This window comes from Roseateles sp. (assembly GCF_039929605.1).
Lineage (GTDB): Bacteria > Pseudomonadota > Gammaproteobacteria > Burkholderiales > Burkholderiaceae_C > Pelomonas.
Genome location: NZ_JBDSQX010000055.1, coordinates 1 through 21,625, shown reverse-complemented (window position 1 = coordinate 21,625; position 21,625 = coordinate 1). Strand labels below are relative to the sequence as shown.

General features: G+C 67.3%; 17 protein-coding genes. 9 read left to right on the top strand and 8 right to left on the bottom strand.

The features are described 5' to 3' along the window. The first annotated feature begins 72 nt into the window (after positions 1–72). Genes ABIS05_RS07885 through acnB form a run of 3 tightly spaced genes read left to right on the top strand, consistent with a single transcriptional unit; the run spans position 73 to position 3,361 of the window. Positions 73–318, top strand: a complete 246-nt coding sequence (locus tag ABIS05_RS07885; protein ID WP_056196361.1) for an AbrB/MazE/SpoVT family DNA-binding domain-containing protein — start codon at positions 73–75, stop codon at positions 316–318. Then, complete coding sequence (locus ABIS05_RS07880; protein WP_348009782.1) at positions 315–734, top strand: type II toxin-antitoxin system VapC family toxin; 420 nt, start codon at positions 315–317, stop codon at positions 732–734. Before ABIS05_RS07885 ends, ABIS05_RS07880 begins: the two co-directional genes overlap by 4 nt. A 29-nt stretch (positions 735–763) precedes the next feature. Next, a complete protein-coding gene (gene acnB, locus ABIS05_RS07875; RefSeq protein WP_348009781.1) occupies positions 764–3,361 on the top strand; it encodes a bifunctional aconitate hydratase 2/2-methylisocitrate dehydratase in 2,598 nt (865 codons plus the stop codon). 62 nt (positions 3,362–3,423) lie between these two features. Here the strand turns inward: acnB and ABIS05_RS07870 are convergent, their stop codons facing one another. From ABIS05_RS07870 to ABIS05_RS07855, 4 genes are all read right to left on the bottom strand, one after another. Next, positions 3,424–4,389 (bottom strand): ankyrin repeat domain-containing protein, encoded by a 966-nt coding sequence (locus tag ABIS05_RS07870; protein ID WP_348009780.1) that lies wholly within the window; start codon positions 4,387–4,389, stop codon positions 3,424–3,426. Continuing rightward, positions 4,382–4,951: a sigma-70 family RNA polymerase sigma factor gene (locus ABIS05_RS07865; RefSeq protein WP_348009779.1), complete on the bottom strand. Its 570-nt coding sequence runs from the start codon at positions 4,949–4,951 to the stop codon at positions 4,382–4,384. The genes ABIS05_RS07870 and ABIS05_RS07865 overlap by 8 nt, the downstream gene beginning before the upstream one ends. A gap of 50 nt (positions 4,952–5,001) precedes the next feature. Beyond that, a complete protein-coding gene (locus tag ABIS05_RS07860; protein ID WP_348009778.1) occupies positions 5,002–5,847 on the bottom strand; it encodes a hypothetical protein in 846 nt (281 codons plus the stop codon). 202 nt (positions 5,848–6,049) lie between these two features. Next, positions 6,050–7,462, bottom strand: a complete 1,413-nt coding sequence (locus tag ABIS05_RS07855; RefSeq protein WP_348063238.1) for a S8 family peptidase — start codon at positions 7,460–7,462, stop codon at positions 6,050–6,052. A gap of 330 nt (positions 7,463–7,792) precedes the next feature. Between ABIS05_RS07855 and ABIS05_RS07850 the strand changes: the two genes are divergently transcribed. Then, the gene (locus ABIS05_RS07850; RefSeq protein WP_348063237.1) at positions 7,793–10,042 is read left to right on the top strand and encodes a winged helix-turn-helix domain-containing protein; all 2,250 of its coding nucleotides are present in this window, start codon (positions 7,793–7,795) and stop codon (positions 10,040–10,042) included. Continuing rightward, positions 10,039–11,013, top strand: coding sequence for a winged helix-turn-helix domain-containing protein (locus ABIS05_RS07845; RefSeq protein WP_348009775.1), 975 nt, complete (start codon positions 10,039–10,041; stop codon positions 11,011–11,013). The genes ABIS05_RS07850 and ABIS05_RS07845 overlap by 4 nt, the downstream gene beginning before the upstream one ends. 40 nt (positions 11,014–11,053) lie before the next feature. On the opposite strand, the gene ABIS05_RS07840 is transcribed toward ABIS05_RS07845, so the two are convergent. From ABIS05_RS07840 to sbcB, 3 genes are all read right to left on the bottom strand, one after another. After that, complete coding sequence (locus ABIS05_RS07840) at positions 11,054–11,326, bottom strand: hypothetical protein (RefSeq protein ID WP_348009774.1); 273 nt, start codon at positions 11,324–11,326, stop codon at positions 11,054–11,056. Between the two features lie 215 nt (positions 11,327–11,541). After that, positions 11,542–12,474, bottom strand: a complete 933-nt coding sequence (locus ABIS05_RS07835; protein WP_348009773.1) for a GGDEF domain-containing protein — start codon at positions 12,472–12,474, stop codon at positions 11,542–11,544. 82 nt (positions 12,475–12,556) lie between these two features. Further along, positions 12,557–13,990: an exodeoxyribonuclease I gene (gene sbcB / locus ABIS05_RS07830; protein ID WP_348009772.1), complete on the bottom strand. Its 1,434-nt coding sequence runs from the start codon at positions 13,988–13,990 to the stop codon at positions 12,557–12,559. 36 nt (positions 13,991–14,026) lie between these two features. Between sbcB and ABIS05_RS07825 the strand changes: the two genes are divergently transcribed. Beyond that, the gene (locus tag ABIS05_RS07825) at positions 14,027–14,767 is read left to right on the top strand and encodes a transporter (protein WP_348009771.1); all 741 of its coding nucleotides are present in this window, start codon (positions 14,027–14,029) and stop codon (positions 14,765–14,767) included. A gap of 264 nt (positions 14,768–15,031) precedes the next feature. On the opposite strand, the gene ABIS05_RS07820 is transcribed toward ABIS05_RS07825, so the two are convergent. After that, a complete protein-coding gene (locus ABIS05_RS07820) occupies positions 15,032–16,177 on the bottom strand; it encodes a beta-ketoacyl-ACP synthase III (RefSeq protein ID WP_348009770.1) in 1,146 nt (381 codons plus the stop codon). A 92-nt stretch (positions 16,178–16,269) separates the two neighbouring features. Here ABIS05_RS07820 and ABIS05_RS07815 point away from each other — a divergent pair, with 92 nt between their 5' ends. The 3 genes from ABIS05_RS07815 to ABIS05_RS07805 all read left to right on the top strand — a co-directional run. Next, positions 16,270–17,577, top strand: coding sequence for a DUF3422 domain-containing protein (locus ABIS05_RS07815; protein ID WP_348009769.1), 1,308 nt, complete (start codon positions 16,270–16,272; stop codon positions 17,575–17,577). A gap of 254 nt (positions 17,578–17,831) precedes the next feature. Then, positions 17,832–18,809, top strand: a complete 978-nt coding sequence (locus tag ABIS05_RS07810; RefSeq protein WP_348009768.1) for a GMP reductase — start codon at positions 17,832–17,834, stop codon at positions 18,807–18,809. A 175-nt stretch (positions 18,810–18,984) separates the two neighbouring features. Then, positions 18,985–21,625, top strand: a 2,641-nt coding sequence (locus tag ABIS05_RS07805) for a valine--tRNA ligase (protein WP_348009767.1), incomplete at its 3' end; no start/stop codon positions are given.

Here is a 21,625-nt window from a genome sequence, read left to right as displayed (position 1 = left end):
GTAGAATGAAAGCATACTTTCTGATGCATACCTGAGTCGCCGCCTCCGCAGCGCTCAGCCGCTGGAGGCGCGATGGAAGCTACTGTTGCCGAACGCGGGCAGATCACCCTGCCCAAAGCCGTCCGGGATGCCCTGGGGCTGACCAAGGGCACCACGCTCAAGGTCGAGCTCGATGGCGGCCGCATCATCCTGCGCAAGAACGTCGACGACGCGCTGGCCAAGCTGCGTGGCCGCTTCAAGCTGCCCGAAGGCGTCACCACCGACGACGTGATGCGCGAACTGCGCGGCCGTGCGCCCGGCGATCCGGTCGAGCCGTGATCGCCATCGACTCTTCCGTTCTCGTTGATCTGCTCGGTGGCGACGCCGGCGCCGAAGCGGCCGAGGACTGCCTGCGCCAGGCCCTGTCGCGTGGCCCGGTTGTTGCGTGCGATGTCGTGCTCGGCGAAGTCGTCTCGGGCCTGGGCTTCGGTGCCGAGTTGCTGGATGCGCTGGAAGGTGTCGGCATCGTCTATTCCCCCATCGAATCTCGCTCGGCCGTGCGTGCCGGCGAAATGCAGCGGCGCTACAAAGAGCGCCGTCGAGCCGCCGGCGAGGCCGCAGCCGGCCCGCGCACCGTGCCCGACTTCCTGGTCGGCGCCCATGCACTGCTGCAGTGCCAGGCGCTGATCACCCGCGACCAAGGCTTTTTTCGCGACTATTTCAAAGGCCTCAAGGTCATCGTGCCTGGCGCCTGATTTCGACTTGATTTCAACTGGAGAACCCCATGCTCACCGCCTACCGCCAACACGTCGCTGAACGCGCCGCTCTCGGTATTCCGCCCCTGGCCCTGGAAGCCAAGCAGGTCGCCGAGCTGATCGAACTGATCAAGGCACCGCCGGCCGGTGAAGACGAGTTCCTGCTCGACCTGTTGACCCACCGCGTGCCCCCGGGCGTGGACGATGCCGCCAAGGTCAAGGCCTCGTTCCTGGCCGCCGTCGCTCACGGCGACATCGCCGTCGGCCTGATCTCCAAGGCCAAGGCCACCGAGCTGCTCGGCACCATGGTGGGCGGCTACAACGTGCATCCGCTGATCGAGCTGCTGGATGACGCGGACGAAGGCGTGGCCAGCGTCGCGGCCCAGGGCCTGAAGAAGACGTTGTTGATGTTCGACTTCTTCAACGACGTCGCCACCAAGGCCAAGGCCGGCAATGCCAAGGCCAAGGAAGTGATGCTGAGCTGGGCGAACGCCGAGTGGTTCACCAGCCGCCCCGAGGTCGACACCAAGATCACCGTCACCATCTTCAAGGTGCCCGGCGAAACCAACACCGATGACCTGTCCCCCGCGCCCGACGCCTGGAGCCGGCCGGACATCCCGCTGCACTACCTGGCGATGCTGAAGAACACCCGCGCCGACGCCGCCTTCGTGCCCGAAGACGACGGCAAGCGCGGCCCGATGCAGTTCATCGACGACCTGAAGGCGAAGGGCCACGTCGTGGCCTACGTCGGCGACGTCGTGGGCACCGGTTCCTCGCGCAAGTCCGCCACCAATTCGGTCATCTGGGCCACGGGCCAGGACATCCCCTTCGTGCCGAACAAGCGCTTCGGCGGCGTCACGCTGGGCGGCAAGATCGCGCCGATCTTCTTCAACACACAGGAAGACTCCGGCTCGCTGCCCATCGAAGTGGACGTGTCCAAGCTGGAGATGGGCGACGTCATCGACGTGCTGCCCTATGAAGGCAAGCTGGTGAAGAACGGCGAGACGGTCGCCACCTTCAAGCTCAAGAGCGACGTGCTCTTCGATGAAGTGCGCGCCGGCGGCCGCATCAACCTCATCATCGGCCGCTCGCTGACCGCTAAGGCCCGCGAGTTCCTGGGCCTGGCCGCCAGCACGCTGTTCCGCCTGCCCGCGCCCCCCATCGCGACCAAGGCCGGCTTTACGCTGGCACAGAAGATGGTTGGCCGCGCCATCGGCCTGCCGGAAGGCCAGGGCGTGCGCCCGGGCACCTACTGCGAGCCCAAAATGACCACGGTCGGCTCGCAAGACACGACCGGCCCGATGACCCGCGACGAGCTGAAGGACCTGGCTTGCCTGGGCTTCTCGGCCGATCTGGTCATGCAGTCCTTCTGCCACACGGCGGCCTACCCGAAGCCCGTGGACGTGAAGACCCACCGCGAGCTGCCCGCCTTCATGAGCAACCGCGGTGGCGTGTCGCTGCGCCCGGCCGACGGCATCATCCACAGTTGGCTGAACCGCCTGCTGCTGCCCGACACCGTCGGCACCGGCGGCGACTCGCACACCCGCTTCCCCATCGGCATTTCCTTCCCCGCCGGCTCCGGCCTGGTCGCGTTCGGCGCTGCCACTGGCGTGATGCCGCTGGACATGCCGGAATCGGTGCTGGTGCGCTTCAAGGGCGAGATGCAGCCGGGCGTGACGCTGCGCGACCTTGTGCACGCCATCCCGCTGTACGCCATCAAGGCCGGCCTATTGACTGTTGCCAAGGCCGGCAAGAAGAACGTCTTCTCGGGCCGCATCCTGGAAATCGAAGGCCTGCCGGACCTGAAGGTCGAGCAAGCCTTCGAGTTGAGCGACGCCTCCGCCGAGCGCTCGGCCGCCGGTTGCACGGTCAAACTCAATCCGGCGCCGATCAAGGAATATCTCACCAGCAACGTCGTGCTGATGAAGAACATGATCGCCGACGGCTATGCCGACGCGAAGACGCTGGCGCGCCGCATCGAGAAGGTCGAAGCCTGGCTGGCCAACCCCGAGTTGCTGGACGCTGACAAGGACGCCGAATACGCCACCGTCATCGAGATCGACCTGGCCGACATCAAGGAACCCATCCTCTGCTGCCCGAACGACCCCGACGATGCCAAGTTCCTGTCCGACGTGGCCGGCACCAAGATCGATGAGGTCTTCATCGGCTCGTGCATGACCAACATCGGCCACTTCCGCGCGGCGGCCAAGCTGCTCGGCGGCCAGCGCGACATCCCGGTCAAGCTGTGGGTGGCACCGCCCACCAAGATGGACCAGAGCGAGCTGATCAAGGAAGGCCACTACGCCGCCTTCGGCACGGCCGGTGCACGCACCGAAATGCCGGGCTGCAGCCTGTGCATGGGCAACCAGGCCCAGGTGCGCGAGGGCGCGACCGTCGTGTCCACGTCGACCCGCAACTTCCCCAACCGCCTGGGCAAGAACACCAACGTGTTCCTGGCCTCGGCCGAACTGGCGGCCATCGCATCCAAGCTGGGTCACATCCCGACGGTGCAGGAGTACCACGAGGCGATGGGCGTCGTGAATAAGGACGGCGCGTCGATCTACAAGTACATGAACTTCGATCAGATCGAGGAATACGCCGAAACCGCTAGAACCGTGGCCGCCTGAACCTGACCGACCCCAAAGCCAGCCCGCCGCGCGCAAGCCCGGCGGGCTTTTTATTGGGCGGCTCAGCGCAACAGGTCGATCAGATCGTTGCGGCCCTGGGCCTCGGCATGATCCGCAGCCGTCCAGCCCAGGGGGTCGCGGTCGCCCTTGCGGGCACCGGCTGCGAGCAGCAGGTCCACGACATCGCGCGCGCCGGTGCGAGCGGCCAGCATCAGCGCCGTGCGGCCTTGCGGGTCGCGCTGCTGGGCGGACGCGCCGGCCTGCAACGCCGCCCGCACCGCAGGCAAATCCGCCCGATTGACGGCGGCCAGCAGCATGGCGTCTGCCGTCGCGACGGACTTTGCTGACTGGGCGTCCGACGCCGCCAGGCTCTGCGTGATCTGCGCCCGTGCGCCACGCACCACCACCGTGGCGGGCGCCTCCGCCTGGCCCGAGGCCGGCGGCGCGGCAGATTCAGCCAGCAGCCTGGGCGGTGCGGCAGCCACTGCCGGCGCAGCTGCCGGCGGCGGAGCAGCGGCGACAGTTGCGGCGGGTTCGCGCGCAGACGCCACAGGCGCTTCGCTCACCCTCAACAGCGGAGGCGATGCCGCATCCGCAACCACCACGGCCTCACTCTGCGTCGTGCGAGGCTTCGACGGGCTGGCCTTGGCGGCAGCGCGCGACGGTTTGGTGATCGCCGGCGCGGGTTCGGCCGGCGGCTCCGCCTGCGCCACCACGATGGCCGCCGACGCCGGCTGGCCGGCCGCCAATCGCGGATCGGCTTGCGGTTGCGGCGCGACAGGACGGCCCTTGAAGGCGAGCACCGCGGCCACCAGCAGCCCCGTGGCCAGCAGGCCCAGCACGTAGGGTTGCCAGCGCCACGCCAGTTCGGCGCGAGCCACCGGAATGGTTCCCGAGCCGGCCGGCCGCGGCAGCGCCGCCATCAGCCGCGCACGGCGCTGCTCCCGCCCGTCGTCGTCGCCCAGCAAAGCTCGCGCGTAGGCCGCCTCGGTCGCGTCGTTCGGGGTGGTGGGGTCGAACTCAGCCATCACGCCACTCGCTCAAGCGGTGCCGCAGCGCTTCCCGGGCATAGCGCAGCCGGGTCTTGGCGGTTTCGGGGTGGGCCTGCGTCACGTTGGCAATCTCGGCGAGGCTGAGTTCAACGACGGTGAAGAGCAGGAAGGCCTCGCGCTGCTCGACCGACAGGGCCAGCAATTCGCGCTCCACGGCCAGCACCAGGCGCTTTTCGGACAGCACCTGCTCGGGAGCGGCGACAGATGAGGCCAGGTCATCGGGATCGGCCTCGCCGTCGCCCACGGGCCGTGATTGACGGGCACGCAGATGGTCCAGCACCTGGTTGCGCAGCACGGTGTAGAGCCAAGTCGAGAACCTCGCCTTGCCCGGCGCAAAGCTCGCGGCCTTGGCTGCCACGGCCAGCCAGCCGTCCTGGTGCAGGTCTTCCACCGTGGCGCGGTCCGTGGGGTGGAGCATCTGGCGGACAAAGCCGAAGGTCTTGCGGTCGTGGCGGCGGTAGAGCCGGTCGAACGCACCCATGTCGCCACGCAGATAGCTGGCAATGAGCTCTTCATCGGCGGGTTCGCTCGCGGCCATGCGGCGCGGATGCTACGCCGGCCCAGCGGGTTGCTGCATCACGCGAGACCTCACCAGCGCGCCGGCGGGTCGGGCACATAGCCGCCGCCGCTGTTGGGGAAGGCGCGCGGCGCGCTTGCCATGGGCTTGGGCATGATGCCTGCCGCCATCAGGTTGGCCTGGCTGTCGTAATGGATCTCCAGCACCTGCTCGGGCCGGCTGCTGCGCCGCTGGAAGCCGGTGTGCTGGATCGGCGACCACTCCGAGGCGCCATGCCCGGTGCCCAGCTTGGCCGACGCCGCACGTTCGGCCTCGGCGCGCCCCGCTCTTTCACGCACCGGCGAAGCCTGGGCCGCGTCGGCCGTTGCACCGTTCAGGCGGCTCAGGGTGCTGGGCGACACGGGCGCCGGGCTCTCGTAGATCGCCGGCGGCGGCACCACCACCTCGCGGAACACCGCTGCGCCGATCACGCCGACATTGGCCGCTCGTCCGGTGCGCGCCGCGTAGGAATCGCCGAGCGACGTGAACTCGAAGGCCGCGATGCGCTCGTCGCTCTTGCGCCAGCCTGTGATGTCGCAGCTCTCGCCCGGGCTCAGCACGTAGCCCGACTGACTCCAGGCGGCCGTGTCGCCGGTGATGGCGTTGACCCCGTCCACCGACAACACGACCAGCACACGCTCGCCGCTGCGGTTGCTGAGCCGGATGCCGTAGCGCGCACCCGGCGTGCCGGGGCTGAAGCGGCGGCCCCTGTTGGGGTACTGGGTCAACAAGGCGCCGCTGTCGCGGTCCACCAGTTGCATGTCGAGCAGGGACGGCGGCGGGACAGCCGCACAGCTGGCGTGCAGGCCAGCCAAGCCGGTGAGCGCGGCCAACTGGAGCAAGGCGGTGCGGCGGCGCAGAGGAGGCAGCGAACTCATGGCGGAACCTTCGCAGGGGTGGGGACCTCTGCTTGTACGGAGCCGCGTGACAAACGGGGTGAAACCGCGCGGGCAAAAAAGGCGGCCTGAGGCTCAAGGCGGACCTTTTGCTTTGCCCTGACCGGGCGGCCTCCTCTGGTCTTCACCTTTCGAGGCCGGCCTGGACGGGCGAGGCGGTGATCCGCCTCGCCCGTAAAGGGCATCAACGGCTGGCTGCGGCCACCGCTGCGGCGCTGTCGAGCATGCCGGCCCCGCACTCGTCGCAGGTCTTGGGGAAGCTGCGGGCCGTGGACTTCAGCAGGCTGGCCACCTGGTCAGGGGTGAGGCTTGGCTTCTTGGCGAGCATCAGCGCCACGGTGCCCACGACGTGCGGCGTAGCCATCGACGTGCCCTGGTAGAAAGCGTAGCCATCACCCACTGGCGACATGGTGCCGGTGTTCACGGTCGAGTAAACCCCGTCGGCCTGGCTGTTGGCCATGTCGCCGCCCGGCGCGGCCAGCGTGACGAGGTTGCCAAAGTTGGAGTACGAGGCCTTGCCGCCAGTGCGGCCGACCGCAGCCACCGAGATAACGCCAGAGCAGTTGGCGGGCCAATAGCCCGACGAATTCTTGTTGAAGTTGCCGGCCGCCACCACCACCACCGTGTTCCTGGAACGGGCGAAGTTGATGGCGTTTTGCATGGCAGCCGGGCAACTGCCGGTGCCGGATATCGACATGTTGATCACCCGTGCCGGGGTGGTGTTTGCAGGCACGCCCCAGACCCCGCCGCCTGCCGCCCAGGTGATGGCATCGGCCATGTCGCTGGCCTGGCCGCCACACCTGCCCAGCACCCGCACTGGAAGGATCTTGGCGCCGAAGGCCACGCCAGCCACGCCAGCGCCGTTGTTGGTCACTGCGGCGATGGTGCCGGAGACGTGGCTGCCGTGCCAGGAGCTGTTGCCACCCCGGTCGTCGGACGAGCACTGGCCCGCGAAGTGCCAGTCGCCGGGGTCCAGGGCGCTGTTGTCGCGGCCGTTGCCGTCGTTGGCCGTCGAGACATTGGTCACCATGTCGTAGCCAGCGCTCACGATGTTCCGGGCCAGATCCCCGTGAGGACGGTAGCCGGTGTCCAGCACGGCCACGACGACGCCGTTGCCGGTCGAGGCGTCCCATGCCGCCGGCGCATTGATGCCTGCAGTCTTCTCGAAGTAGTGCCACTGCTTCGTGTATTGCGTGTCATTGGGCGTCAGGGCCTTGTAGGCGCGGCGGTCCGGTTCAGCGAACTCGATGTTCGGGTCGGTCGCGACCATCGCCCGCGCCGCCGCCTCCAGTTCGCGGATGGGCATTTCACGGTTCAACTGCATGACGTGGGCGCCCGAAGCCAGCGTCCGGTAGTAGTGCATCTGGGCACCACTCTGAAGCAGCGCGGCATGCGCCACGGCCATGTTCAGTGCATTGGCGTTGACTCGGCCGGCCGAACCCTCGCGGTACTTGATGATCAGGTTGCTTGCATAGTCGGCGTGCGAGGTTGTCGCCTCCCCGATCGGGTCGATGGAGGCGCCGCCGGCAAGGGCCGTCAGCGGGGCGAAAGCGATGGCGGCCGCCGCGATCAGCGAAAACCGGAACAAGGGACGCATGGATTTGGATGTCATGGTGAGGGTCTGTGGCGAGTCCAGGGTTTGGATGAGTGCAGTCAAGGGTGACGACTGCCGACAAGTGGGTCCGAAGAGCGTTGGGGTGTTGGCCGGTAAGCCCCCCAATGCACCGCCCCTTCAAGGGTGCGGCTGAGCGGTGCTGATGATGAATGCAGCTCTTCGAGCGACGCAATTTAGGTCGAGCCAGGTGCCGGGTCTTGATGAAACCCTGACCAACGCGGGATATCCCTGGATCGTGTCGACCACATTCCGACCGTCATTCGTGGCGATCTGGATGTGCAAGCGCAGCGAGCGCCCTTACCCTTTCGACCCATGCTGCAAATGCGAGTCAGGTTCGGCGGCTGCGAAGCGGATTTCGCAGCCGGTGTGTTGAAAGTGAATGGCATGGCCGTCCCCATCGAGCCCCAGCCTTTGGAGTTGCTGCGCCATCTGCTCCACGGACGTGGCAGGGTCGTGACCAAGACCGAACTGGCGGAGCGTCTGTGGCCTGCCGCGAAGCGTTCGAATGCAGCATTGGATCGTTGCCTGCTGAAGCTGCGCCGCGCCTTGGGCGATCAGGGCGGCAAGGGGCTCATCCGAACCGTGCCGCGCGTGGGTTACCGGTTCGTGCTGGAGGACACATCCGAGCCGGCTCGCAACGCGGCACCCATCCGGCTGGCCGTGCTGCCTTTGCGCAATGAGTCGGGCGACAGGTCTCTCGACTGGGCCTGCGTCGGCGTGGCCGTGCTGGTTGGCGAGCTGTTGGCGCGAGACGGGCGCTTTGCCGTCGAATCCATGAGTTCGATGCTGTCCGTGCTCGGCGAAGTACCGGCCGAGCCGGCCTCGCGGGTGCAATGGCTGCAGCGAACACTGGGCGTGCCCCACGTCGTGCACGCATCGCTCGTGCTGCTCGGCACGCCTCATGGCGACCGCCTGCTGCGCATCGACTACGAACTGCATGGCCGCGACGGCATGCACCCGCGTGAGCGGCGCTCAACCGCCGCCGTCGATGCCATAGCCCCGGTCAACCTCGGAGAAGCCCTGGCCCACGCGCTGAAGGCACACTTCCTCGGGCCGACGGCCTCGGAAGGTCCGGCGCCGGGTCAGAACGGGACGCCCACCATCGCGATGGAGTCCTTTGCGCGTGGCCTGCAGGCTGCCGCAGAGCAGCGGTGGGCCGCAGCTTGCCGCCTGTACCGGCTTGCGCTGGATTTCGATCCCCAACATCGCGAAGCCGAACTGCACCTGCTGCGCGCGATGGCTGAACTAGGGCATGACCAGGTCGGCGTGCAAGCAATGGCTGATCGTGTGCTGAGCGGCACGTCGGACGGGCACGACGGCCACGCCCGCGCGCTGGCCCACCTGGCCCTGGGGCGCTTCCATCTCCTGAGGGCAGATTACGGGCTCGCACGAGTACATCTTGAGAAGGCCGAAGGGCATGCCGACGCCATAGGTGCCAGCGAAGTCCTGGTGCGCGCCCTTCTGACCGCCGCGAGCGTGGACCTGTACCAGGCCAAGATTCCCGCCGTGCGGGAGCGCCTCGAGCGAATGCGCGAGTGCTGCGAAGCCCATGGCCACCAACTCGCGCAGCTGTCCTGCACCAACGTCGAGGCGGCCTGCGAACTCAGCGACGCCCGGTACTCGCAGGCGGCAGCACTGGCCCGGACTGTCGCCACGCAGGCCCGCCGTCACTCACAGCAGCGAAGCTTCGGGTTGGCCTGCGGCAACGCGTGCGAGGCCCATGCCAATCTCGGCGAACTGGAAGACGCCTACGCCTGGGGCGCCGATGGCCTGGCGGCCGCGACCGCGCACGGCCACGAGGACCTCACCGAAGCGCTGATCTCATCCTTGGCATGGGTGCGCCGCCTGGCCGGGCGAACTGCGGACGATCTCCTGCTCCTCCTGCCCGGTCAGGCCTGCTCTGCAGATGCCCCCTGGCGTGCCCGGGGGCATGCAGCCACTGCGGCGGGAAGAACCGATGAAGCCGTCCAATGCTTCGACGTCGCGCTGCGCTGGAGTCGAAGCTGCGGCCGCACCATGCATGAGCAGGAGGCCCTGCCCTGGTACATCGAAGCGCTCATCCGTGCCGGCCACGACACCGAGGCGCACCGCGAGCTGCAGCGCTGCGAGGACATGGCCAGCACCGATGTCCAGAACTTCCACCTGCACACCGTGCTGCTGCGCGCCTTCCTGGATCACTCCCAAGGTCGTCCTGAGCACGCACTCATGCTGTTGAAGGCCGCAGTGCACGCGCAGCCTGCGGCCATGTGGCAAGGCTGGGCGCTGGCCGACGCGGCATGGATCAGCGCCGGGCTCGGCGCGCTGGGCGAGGCCAAAGCCTTTCTCGGACGTATGCCTAAAACGCTGCAGGCGCTGCCGGCAGCGCTCGCCGCGCAGGCTCGCGTGGAGTTCGCTGCGGGCCGGCCGCGCGAGGCCAAGCGCCTGCTTGGCAGGAGTCTTGCTGGCCGGGAGCATGGCGGCGCCTGCCAGCACCTCGACCTGCTCCGCGCGGCCTATACAGCCGCCGCCGCTGGGATCGAGACGGAGCACCCCAGCCTGCCTCTCCTGCCCAGCCGCATGTGACCCCTCCTCGAAACAACCCTTCCGGCAACTGCTACCGATTCGGCAACTGCGAACTGCGCTCAGGCTCTCGTGAGCTCCTGGTGTCGGGGCGCCCCCGGCATCTCGAACGGCTGGCTTTCCAATTGCTGCTTTGCCTCGTGCAACATGCCGGCCAGACCGTGTCCAAGGCCGACCTGCTGGAATCGCTGTGGCCTGACAGCCAGGTCATGCCCAGCGCCCTCGCGCGGGTCGTGGCATTGGCCCGGGCCGCCGTGGGCGACGACACCCCGGCCGGCAGAGCACGGATCCGCACCGTTCACCGGTTGGGCTACGCCTTCACGGACGAAGTCCACGTGGTGCGGGAGACCGCGTGCCTGCAGGCGTCCAGCGTGGGCACCCACCGCCTGGCGCTGCTGCCCTTCGAAGCCCACGCGGGCACGCCAGGCGTTGAATGGGCACAGCTCGGATTGATGGCCCTGGTTGGCAACGCGCTGGCTCTGGGGGGCCACCGGTTCACGACGCCGGCCCTGCATGAGGTGCTGCAAGTGCTCAGGGACGTGCCCGCAGATCTGGCGGACTGCAAACGCATCCGGATGCTTTGCCGGCGCCTCGACGTGCAGCAGGTCGTGCGCATTCGCATCAGCCAGGGGCAGTCCCGCTATCAGCTGGACTACGAGATGCTCCCTTCACAGCCGCCCTGGACCGGCCAGATTGCGGCTCCCGACCTCATCAGCCTCGGCGAAGGGCTGACCCAGCAGATCCGTCGATGCCTGTGGCCGAGCGTGCCGCCCGAGGTGAGTTCGTGCCCCGCGCGCGATCCCTGGGGCCTGCAACTCTTCGGGCGCGCGCTGCAGGCGGAAGTGCTCGGACAGCTGCCGCACGCAGAGAATCTGCTGCAGGTGGTGCGGGACCTGGAGCCCGACTTCGACGACGCCCGCCAGTCCCTGGACCGGGTCCAGGCGCTGCGCTATGCGCAGGCTCTCAAGGCTTGAGCAGCAAGAGCTGCCCAGGAAATGAAACTCGCCGCCAGCGTCAGGCCTTGATGTCCAGCAGCGCGCCGGTCGTGTTCAGCTGCGTCTGCAGCACCTTCATGTTGGCGACGAAGGCATAGGCCGCAGACTGCTGCTCGACGACCTCGTTGGCCGGGTTGATCTCGCGCTCGGGCACCTTGTCGACATTGGTCGGCTCGACGCTGGGACGGGACTGGTTGCTGGCCGCCAGGTTGGCGATGTTGGACGCCGACGCGCGCAGCCGCTCGTTCGCGGACGAGATGCCAGACAGAGCGGTGGAGAGGGCGACGTTCATCGGGATCCAGTTTCAAGCGCTATGACCGCTACATCGGCCGGGCTGATCTGAACTTTAGAACATTCACCGAAAAACCCCGCATTTCCGGGGATCAGAGAAACCGCAGCCGCGCAGTACGGCACGCATTACCGCGTGACTGCCGTGGAACCGGCTTTGCCGGGCCACTGGCAGTGCCCCTTGAGGGGGCCGGCGTAGCCGGTAGGGGGTGGGCTGATTCAGCCCGCCAGTTCCTCGTAGCCGCCGGCGGAGACGAAGACGCGCACGCTGTCGCCACCGGCTGCCTTGGCCTCGGTGCAGGCCAGCGCGCCGGCGCCGAGCACAGCGTCGACGGTGCCCAGCGTCGAGTGGATCTGCACGACGCCGAGCGAGGCCTTCACACGGGTGCGGTGCATGCCCCAGTGCAGCCGGTACGACGCCACGGCGGAGCGAATCTTCTCGGCAATGATCTGCGCGTAGTGGTGGTCGCAGTCGGGCAGCAGGATGGCGAAATGGTCTTCCTCCAGCCGTGCGACAAGGTCGGACGCACGCACCTTGCTGATCAGCATCTGGCCCAGGCCATAGAGGAAATGGTCGCCCACCTCGGGGCCCATGCCCTTGACGACCTCGCCAAAGCGGTCCACATCCAGCCACAGCACCGACACCGGCTCGTTGCGGCGGCTGCCGACGTGCTCGCCCAGGCGACGCTCGAACTCGCGGCGGTTGGCCAGTTCGGTAACGGCGTCGTGCTTGGCCGTCCAGGTGGGCTGCAGGCGCTGGGCGCGAGCGGTCGTCACGTCTTCGAGGATCCAGAGTGCCTCGCCGGCGGGCGCGTCCCATTGCAGCGGCGTGGCTTGCAGACGGCCCCAGAAACGGTGGCCGTCGCGCTTCACGTACTCGATCTCCTCGTCCAGCGGCCGGCCAGCGGAAAAGGCGGCAGCGGCACGCTCGTGCAGGGCCGTGTGGGCGAGGTCGGTGGTGTGGACGGAGCGCGTGGCCTGGCCGGCCAGGTCGCTGTCGTCCCCAAAGCCGAACATGTGGTTGAACTCGTCGCTGACGACCTCGAAACGCTGGCCGACCACGAAGGCGACGGCGGTAGGGGCCTTGACCAGCAACGCACGCAGACGGGCGTTGACGGGATCGTCGGTCGGGGCGGGTACGGCGCTGCTCATGGGAGTCTCCGAGTCGGTCTTCCAGACCCGACTATCGCAGGACTCGCCGCTTTCGACCATGAAGCTGATCACGGGAAAAGGCTCAGGGCGCGATCTGCTCCGCGTAGTCGTAGAGCGCCGACAGGATGGCCTCGCCGCGCTCGTCCACGTTCTCACCCAGCTGGTCGATGCGCTCCATGAACGCCGCCAATGTCTGCGCACCGCCCTCGCCTTCGTGCAGCCGCGCCGCCAGGTGACCTTGCCAACGCTCGGTCTCTTCGGCCGACAGGCTCGCCGGGAAGTTGCGCGCGCGCCAACGGAAGACGAGCTCGTCCAGCCGCTCATCCTGAAACGCCAGCTTGCCTTGCGCCGCGCGGTCGGCCAGCTGCGCAGCCGGCATGGCGCGCACGCGGTTCAGCGTGCGGCGGTCCTCGTTGCCGATGAAGCCTCCGTAGAGGTCTTCGTCCACATCGGCCGCATCGAACGGCTCGCGCTGGAAAACATCGCCCCACAAGCCATCCAGCAACCGGCCCTTCTCGGCCAGCAACTTGACGTTGGCGAGCTGGCCTTCGACGTCATGGCCCCAGCGCTCCGCCATCGCCGGGCTGAGCGTCTTCAGATTGCCGATGACGATGGGGCTCTTGTTGACGTGGAGGGTCTTGATGGGCAGACGCGTGACACCCTCGGGCAGCGCGTCCTGCTTGGTGAACATGCGCGCGCGGATGGCCTCGGCGTTCAGCGTCAGCAGCTCGGCGGGATCGACGGCGCAGTCCCAGACGATGAGCTCGTTCTTGTTCGTCGGGTGCGGCGCCAGCGGCCAGACGACGGCGATGCAGCCGCGCTCCGGGCCGTACATGCCGGAGATGTGCAGGAAGGGTTTGCCGATGCCGATTTCGTCCCACACCGCCTGCTTGCTGCGCAGCTTGACGCAGAAGTCCCACAGCTTGGGCTGGGCCTGGCGCAGTTTGCGAGCTAACGCCACGGTTGCGCGCACGTCGGACAGCGCGTCGTGCGCCGCTTCGTGGGCCACGCCATTGGCGGCAGTCAGGTGTTCCAGCTTGAAGCTGGGGCGGCCGTCCTCATGCGTGGGCCAGGCCATGCCCTCGGGCCGCAGCGCATAGGCGCAGCGCACCACGTCAAGCAGATCCCAGCGGCCACAGCCGTTCTGCCACTCGCGGGCATATGGATCGATGAGGTTGCGCCAGAAGAGGTGGCGTGTCACTTCATCGTCGAAGCGGATGCTGTTGTAACCCACGCCAACGGTGCCCGGCAGGGCCAGTTCGGTCTCGATGCTGGCCGCGAACTCGTGCTCGGGCACGCCGCGCTCCAGGCAGTGCTGGGGCAGGATGCCGGTGAGCAGGCAGGACTCGGGGTCGGGCAGGTAGTCGGGCGCGGGCTGGCAATAGAGCATCAGCGGCTCGCCGACTTCGTTCAGCTCGGCATCGGTGCGCAGGCCGGCAAACTGGGCCGGGCGGTCGCGCCGGGGCATGCGGCCGAAGGTCTCGTAGTCGTGCCAGAAGAAGGTCAGGTCGTTCATGGGCGGCACGATAGCGCAGCGTTAGAGTCACCCGCCATGAGAGTTGCCCTGCTGCTGCTTCTGACTGCCTGCGTGGCCGCGCATGCCGACGAGGCGATTTCGCCCGATCGGCCCGACTTCACCAACGGCCCCGACGTGATGGCGGCCGGCCGCTTCCAGGTCGAGGCCAGCGGCGCCTGGCAGCGCGATGGCCGGACCCGGTTGCGCTCGACGCCGGTGCTGTGGCGCCTGGGCATCGGCCATGACCTGGAGTTGAGATTGGACAGCGACGGTGCCCTGCGCCAGCGAGGTCCCGACGCCAGCGGCCGTGGCGACCTGGGGGTCGGCTTCAAATGGCAGATGCAGGACGGTGACGAAAGCAAGCCGGGCCTGGGCTGGCTGTTCGAGATGAAGACGCCGACCGGCAGCGGGCCGTTCAAGGGCCATGGCCTGCGGCCGGCATTGAGTTTTCTGGCGCAGTGGGAGCTGCCGGCGGATTTGTCGCTCGGCACCATGGCCGGCCTCGTCACGGATCGCAACGACGCGGACCAGCGCTACACGGCCGCCGTGTTGTCGACGAGCCTTGGCATCCCGCTGGGCGAGAAGCTGCACGGCTTTGCCGAGATTGCGGGCCAGCAGCTGGCTTCGGCGCGAAACGGGGGCAAGGTCGTCACGGCCGGCACCGGGCTGGCGTGGCAACTCACCGACGACGCCCAGCTCGACACGGCCGTCTTCCGCGGCCTGAACCGCAGCACACCCGACTGGGCGTGGACGGTGGGGCTGTCGCTGCGCTTTTAGGAGGCTGTCGGGCTTGGGGTCGGGTGCGCGCCGGGGCGAGTTGCGGAGCGAGACAAGGCGCGGGCGAGGCGTGTGGCGGGCCACACAACGAGTCCGCAACGCCGGATCGCCCCGCAAATCGCCCTGGCCCTTCGGGTTGGGCCCGCAAGGGCACCGATTCGGCGTTGCAAATGCTCGCGGTACACCCGGTACCGCTCCGCTTTGCGCCTTGCCTGGGCACCCTTGCGGGCCCAACGCGCACCCGACCCCAAGCCCGACAGCCTCCTACCGCTTCTTCACCACCACGCTGCCGATGGAATAGCCGGCGCCGAAGGAGCAGATGACGCCGGTGTCGCCGGCCTGCAAATCACCCCGGTGGTGGTGGAAGGCAATGATCGACCCGGCAGACGCCGTGTTGGCGTACTCGTCCAGGATCAGCGGCGCGATCTCGCTACCCGCCGTGATGGACGATTCAGCCCCCACCAGCTTCTTGATGACGAACTGGTTCATGCCCTGATTGGCCTGATGCAGCCAGAACCGGCGCATCTGCGTCGGCTCAAGCCCCAGCTTGGCCAGATGCGCCTCGATGTGGGCTGCGGCCATGGGCACTACCTCCTTGAAGACCTTGCGGCCTTCTTGATAGAAGGTCAGGTCGCGCGCATCGGGGTCGCGGTCCTCGGCGCGATTCATGAAGCCGAAGTTGTTGCGGATGTTGCTGCTGAACTGCGTGGCGAGCTGCGTGCCCAGGATCTCCCACTGCTCCGCGCCCGTCGCGTCTTCCGCCCGCTCGACGATGACGGCGGTGCAGACGTCGCCGAAGATGAAGTGGCAGTCGCGGTCACGCCATTCCAGGTGGGCCGACGTGATTTCCGGGCTGACGACCAGCACGCACTTGCTCGCGCCCGAGCGCACCGCGTTGAAGGCCTGCTCCAGCGCGAAGGTGGCCGACGAGCAGGCCACGTTCATGTCGAAGCCATAGCCGCCGGCGCCGAGTGCCTGCTGGATCTCGACCGCCATGGCCGGGTAGGCGCGCTGCATGTTGGCGCTGGAGCAGAGCACGGCGTCGATGTCGGCGCCGGTCTTGCCGGCCTGCGCCAGGGCCTGGCGCGCCGCATCGACGGCGATCTCGGCCATCAACGAGATTTCGTCGTCGCCGCGCGGCGTGAAGCGCGGGTACATCCGGGTCGGGTCCAGCACGCCGGCCTTCTCGATGACGTAGCGCTGCTTGATGCCCGAGGCCTTTTCGATGAACTCGACGCTGGAGTGCGTCAGCGCCACGCGCTCGCCGGCGGCGATGGCGGTGGCGTGCTCGGCGTTCTGCAGATCGGCGTAAGCGTTGAAGGCCTCGACCAGCTCCGCGTTGGTGATGACATGAGGCGGTCGGTAGATGCCGGTGCCGCTGATGACGACGGGCGGGAATGAAGCTTGCATATTGAAGACGGAAGCCGCCGCCTGATGAAGTACGAAGCCTCAAATTTTATAGAACCGCTTTGGTGCCTTCTCTACGCACTAGCCTGGGGCCCATGAACGAAGACAGCCTGCTACCGCCCGACGATGCCTTGCGCCTGATGCTGCACAACGAGGTGCATGCCCGCCCGCCGGCGCGTATCCGCCTGCCGGCCGTCATCGTCAATATCGCCGTTTTGAACGACGGCATCAGCCGCGCCGACGAGCACGCCCACCTGCGGCGCCTGCCCGGCCAGCACGAACTGGCCGAGGACGCATTGCGCGCCAACTTCCTGCGCCTGCGCTGCGGCGAGTTCTCGATGAAGTGGGAGCGCCATGCCGAGTTCACGCGCTACTCGGTCGTGCAGCCGCTGCCGGCCAACGCCGAGCCCAGCGCGCAGACGCTGGACGCACTGGCGCTGCGCGTGCCCGGCGACTGGCTGAGCCGCATTCCGGGGCGCACGTTCGCGGCCATCAAGCTGGTCATGCTTGAGCGGCCGCTGACCTTCGCACCCAGCGCGCTGGCCGAGGCCCAGGCCTGGTTCGGCGCCCATGCCGTCGTCGCGTCGATGATGGGCGGACATTCGCTGGTGGTGACCGACTTCTGCCTGCGCGCCAGCGGCTTCGAGCACATCGTCGTGCTGGCTGAACCCGGCACACCCGAGACCCGCGCCGGCCGCATCTGCCAGCGCCTGCTGGAGCTGGAAACCTACCGCCTGATGGCGCTGCGCGGCCTGCCGGCGGCCAAGGCGCTCGGTTCGACGATGAGCGAAGTCGAGGCGGCGCTGGCGACCATCACGGCGCGGCTTGAACAGCGCGGTGCGTCCGAAGCCGAGCTGCTGGACGATTTGATCTCCACGGCCGCGCGCATCGAGCACGCGACGGCCGAGCACCAGTACCGCTTCGGCGCGACCCAGGCCTACCACGCCATCGTCGAGACCCGACTGGGCGAGCTGCACGAGGGCAAGGTGGCGGGCGCGCAGACGCTGGGCGAGTTCATGCAGCGGCGGCTGTCGCCGGCCATCGCCACCGTCACGGCGACGGCCCAGCGGCTGGCCGGCTTGTCGGAGCGCATCTCACGCGCCAGCGCGCTGCTGCGCACGCGGGTCGACATCGCCACCGAGGCACAGAACCAGCAGTTGCTGGCCCAGTTGGGCGACGGCCAGCGCACGCAGCTGCGCATGCAGGCGACCGTGGAAGGCCTGTCGCTGGCCGCCATCACCTATTACGTCGTCAGCCTGCTGCTCTACTTCTTCAAGGCGCTGAAGGCCGAGGGCTGGCTGCCGTTCAGCCCCGAGCTGGCGGCCGGCGTGGCCATTCCCGTCGTGCTGCTGACCGTGTGGCAGACGACGCGGCGCATCCACCGCAAGTTCTTCAGCCATTGACCCGGACCCGGCTCGCCATGGCTGCGTAGAATCAGACACCGGGCCCAAATTTTTGGCGTCCGGTTTTTTTTGCCCGCTCGAAAAGTGCCGGGCGAAAAGCCGGCAGCGCCAAGTCAAGCGCTCGCAGCCCAGGTCGCGCACTGCATGAACGCGCGGCATCACTTGCGAACTTGAAAGGACGTGCCCCAATGCTCGCTCCGCTGGCTGCCCCCAAAGGGCGCGTCAGCGGTTTCGGGCGGCCGGGCACCGCTGACATGGAAATCTTCGACTACGACAACATCCTGCTGCTGCCGCGCAAATGCCGCGTGGAGAGCCGCTCCGACTGCGACACCTCGGTGCAGTTCGGCCCGCACCGCTTCCGCCTGCCGGTGGTGCCCGCCAACATGAAAACCGTGGTGGACGAGCCCATCACCGAGTTGCTGGCCCGCGAGGGCTACTTCTACGTGATGCATCGCTTCGACCTGGACAGCCTGGCCTACGCCAAGTCGATGCGCGATAAGGGCCTGCTCGTGTCCTTGAGCGTGGGCGTGAAGGGTGCGGACTTCGAACTCGTCGACCGCCTCGCGGCCGAGGGCGTGGGCGCCGACTACCTGACCATCGACATCGCCCACGGCCATGCCGAGAGCGTGCAGCGAATGATCGGCCACATCAAGCAGAAGCTCCCCGAGGCCTTCGTCATCGCCGGCAACGTCGGCACACCCGAAGGCGTTATCGACCTGGAGACCTGGGGCGCCGACGCGACCAAGATCGGCGTCGGCCCGGGCAAGGTCTGCATCACGCGGCTCAAGACCGGCTTTGGCACCGGCGGCTGGCAGTTGTCGGCGCTGAAGTGGTGTGCCCGTGTGGCCACCAAACCCATCGTGGCCGACGGCGGCATTCGCCACCACGGCGACATCGCCAAGAGCGTGCGCTTCGGCGCCTCGATGGTCATGATCGGCTCGCTGTTCGCCGGCCACGAGGAATCGCCGGGCACGACGGTCGAGGTCGACGGCAAGCTCTACAAGGAGTACTACGGCTCGGCGTCCGACTTCAACAAGGGCGAGTACCGGCACGTGGAGGGCAAGCGCATCCTGGAACCCGTCAAGGGCAAGCTGGGCGACACGCTGCGCGAGATGCAGGAAGACCTGCAGAGCTCGATTTCGTATTCCGGTGGCACGCAGCTGGCGGATCTGCGCAAGGTGAACTACGTGGTGCTGGGCGGAGAGAACGCGGGTGAACATTTGTTCATGTGACCCGCAGGGGCACCGAGCGCGAAGCGCGATGCTCGCGTTCCGGCAAGCCCCGTCAGGAGTGCAGCCAAAACGCCGGGGAACATTTGTTCATGTAAGACAATCCCCCATCCCCGAATGACCCGCACGGGGCGCCCTCCGCAAGGAGGTCGCCCCGTGCCGTTTTGAAGCGCCGACCATGACCGAACTTGCCAAGTCCTTCGAACCCGCCGCCCTGGAAGCCCATTGGGGCCCCAAGTGGGAGGCCGCCGGCCTGTATGAGCCGACGCTGGACCCGGTCAAGCCGTCCTTCAGCATCCAGCTGCCGCCGCCCAATGTGACCGGCACGCTGCACATGGGCCATGCCTTCAACCAGACGGTGATGGACTCGCTGACGCGCTACCACCGCATGAAGGGCGACAACACCCTGTGGGTGCCGGGCACGGACCACGCCGGCATCGCCACGCAGATCGTCGTCGAGCGCCAGCTGCAGGCCGCCGGCCAGAACCGCCACGACCTGGGCCGCAAGAACTTCGTCGCCCGCGTGTGGGACTGGAAGCAGGAGTCGGGCAACACCATCACCAGCCAGATGCGCCGCCTGGGCGACTCGGTGAGCTGGGGCCATGAGTACTTCACGATGGACGAGAAGCTCTCGGGCGTCGTCGTCGAGACCTTTGTGCGGCTGTACGAGGAAGGGCTGATCTACCGTGGCAAGCGGCTGGTGAGCTGGGACCCGGTGCTGCAATCCGCCGTGTCTGACCTTGAGGTCAGCTCCGAAGAAGAGGACGGCTCGCTGTGGCACATCCGCTACCCGCTGGCCGATGGATCGGGTTCAGTCGTCGTGGCCACCACGCGGCCCGAGACCATGCTGGGCGACGTGGCCGTCATGGTCCACCCCGAGGATGATCGCTACGCCGCGCTGATCGGCAAGTTGGTGAAGCTGCCGCTGACGGACCGCGAGATCCCCGTCATCGCCGATGACTACGTGGACCGCGAGTTCGGCACCGGTGTCGTCAAGGTCACGCCGGCGCACGACACCAACGACTACGCCGTCGGCCAGCGCCACAAGCTGCCGATGATCGCGGTGCTGGACCTGCAGGCCAAGATCAACGACAACGCGCCCGAGACCTACCGCGGCCTGGACCGCTTCGTCGCCCGCAAGCGCGTGGTGGCGGACCTGGAGGCGCAGGGCCTGCTCGTCGAGGTCAAGAAACACAAGCTGCAGGTGCCGCGCTGCGAGCGCACCGGCCAGGTCATCGAGCCGATGCTGACGGACCAGTGGTTCGTGGCTGTCACCAAGCCGAGCGCCGATGGCAAGAGCATCGCCACCAAGGCCATCGAGGCCGTCGAGACCGGCGCCGTCAAGTTCCACCCCGAGCAGTGGGTCAACACTTACAACCACTGGATGGGCAACCTGCAGGACTGGTGCATCTCGCGCCAGCTGTGGTGGGGCCACCAGATCCCGGCCTGGTACGGCACGGGCGGCGAGCTGTTCGTGGCGCGCAGCGAGGATGAAGCGCAAGCCCGCGCCAAGGCCGCCGGCTACCTCGGCGAGCTGACCCGCGACCCCGACGTGCTGGACACCTGGTACTCGTCGGCGCTGGTGCCGTTCTCGACGCTCGGCTGGCCAGAAAAGACGCTGGAGCAGGAACTCTTCCTGCCGTCGTCGGTGCTCGTGACCGGCTACGACATCATCTTCTTCTGGGTCGCCCGGATGATCATGATGACGACGCACTTCACCGGCCAGGTGCCGTTCAATGACGTCTACATCCACGGCCTCGTGCGCGACTCGCAGGGCCAGAAGATGAGCAAGAGCGAAGGCAATGTGCTGGACCCGGTGGACCTGATCCAGGGCGTCGACCTCGACACGCTGATCCAGAAGTCCACGCAAGGCCTGCGCAAGCCCGAGACGGCACCCAAAGTCGCCGCGCGCGTGAAGAAGGAGTTCCCCGAAGGCATGCCAGCCTATGGTGCCGACGCCCTGCGCTTCACGATGGCTTCGTACGCCAGTCTCGGCCGCAACATCAACTTCGACACCAAGCGCTGCGAGGGCTACCGCAACTTCTGCAACAAGCTCTGGAACGCGACGCGCTTCGTGCTGATGAACACCGAAGGCCAGGACTGCGGCCTCGCGCATGAGCAAGGCGGCTGCCCGCCCGGCTACATGAAGTTCAGCCAGGCCGACCGCTGGATCAGTTCGGTGCTGCAAAAGGTTGAAGCCGAAGTTGCACAAGGCTTCGCCGACTATCGTCTCGACAACGTCGCCAACACCATCTACGACTTCGCCTGGAACGAATACTGCGACTGGTACCTCGAAATTGCGAAGGTCCAAATTCGCAATGGCGACGCGAGCCAGCAGCGCGCCACACGCCGCACATTGATCCGCACGCTGGAAGCGATCCTGCGCCTCGCGCATCCGATCATTCCATTCATCACCGAAGAACTCTGGCAAAAGGTAGCGCCAGTTGCGGGCATCGCAGGTGATTCGGTGAGCATCGCGCCGTATCCGCAATCGCAGCCGGCCAAGATCGATCCAGTTGCAATTGCGTATGTCGATCGGCTGAAATCGATGGTCGAAAGCTGCCGTCAATTGCGGGGGGAATTGAACGTCTCGCCTGGCACGCGCTTGCCGATGTATGCCGTTGGCGATACGGCGTTCCTGAACGAGGCTGCGCCTGTGTTGCAGGCACTCGCTCGCCTCAGTGAAGTGAAGGTGTTCGACGACGAATCGGCCTGGGCGCAAGCCGCGCAGGCAGCGCCCGTTGCCGTGGTGGGCGAAACACGTCTGTGCCTTTTCATGGAGATTGACGTGGGTGCCGAGAAAGCGCGCATCGGCAAGG

Bases quoted from the DNA above. Each gene is read 5' to 3' on its own strand.
- ABIS05_RS07885 (WP_056196361.1), top strand. From the start codon at position 73: ATGGAAGCTACTGTTGCCGAACGCGGGCAGATCACCCTGCCCAAAGCC.
- acnB (WP_348009781.1), top strand. From the start codon at position 764: ATGCTCACCGCCTACCGCCAACACGTCGCTGAACGCGCCGCTCTCGGT.
- ABIS05_RS07870 (WP_348009780.1), bottom strand. From the start codon at position 4,389: ATGGCTGAGTTCGACCCCACCACCCCGAACGACGCGACCGAGGCGGCC.
- ABIS05_RS07865 (WP_348009779.1), bottom strand. From the start codon at position 4,951: ATGGCCGCGAGCGAACCCGCCGATGAAGAGCTCATTGCCAGCTATCTG.
- ABIS05_RS07860 (WP_348009778.1), bottom strand. From the start codon at position 5,847: ATGAGTTCGCTGCCTCCTCTGCGCCGCCGCACCGCCTTGCTCCAGTTG.
- ABIS05_RS07855 (WP_348063238.1), bottom strand. From the start codon at position 7,462: ATGCGTCCCTTGTTCCGGTTTTCGCTGATCGCGGCGGCCGCCATCGCT.
- ABIS05_RS07850 (WP_348063237.1), top strand. From the start codon at position 7,793: ATGCTGCAAATGCGAGTCAGGTTCGGCGGCTGCGAAGCGGATTTCGCA.
- ABIS05_RS07840 (WP_348009774.1), bottom strand. From the start codon at position 11,326: ATGAACGTCGCCCTCTCCACCGCTCTGTCTGGCATCTCGTCCGCGAAC.
- ABIS05_RS07835 (WP_348009773.1), bottom strand. From the start codon at position 12,474: ATGAGCAGCGCCGTACCCGCCCCGACCGACGATCCCGTCAACGCCCGT.
- sbcB (WP_348009772.1), bottom strand. From the start codon at position 13,990: ATGAACGACCTGACCTTCTTCTGGCACGACTACGAGACCTTCGGCCGC.
- ABIS05_RS07825 (WP_348009771.1), top strand. From the start codon at position 14,027: ATGAGAGTTGCCCTGCTGCTGCTTCTGACTGCCTGCGTGGCCGCGCAT.
- ABIS05_RS07820 (WP_348009770.1), bottom strand. From the start codon at position 16,177: ATGCAAGCTTCATTCCCGCCCGTCGTCATCAGCGGCACCGGCATCTAC.
- ABIS05_RS07815 (WP_348009769.1), top strand. From the start codon at position 16,270: ATGAACGAAGACAGCCTGCTACCGCCCGACGATGCCTTGCGCCTGATG.
- ABIS05_RS07810 (WP_348009768.1), top strand. From the start codon at position 17,832: ATGGAAATCTTCGACTACGACAACATCCTGCTGCTGCCGCGCAAATGC.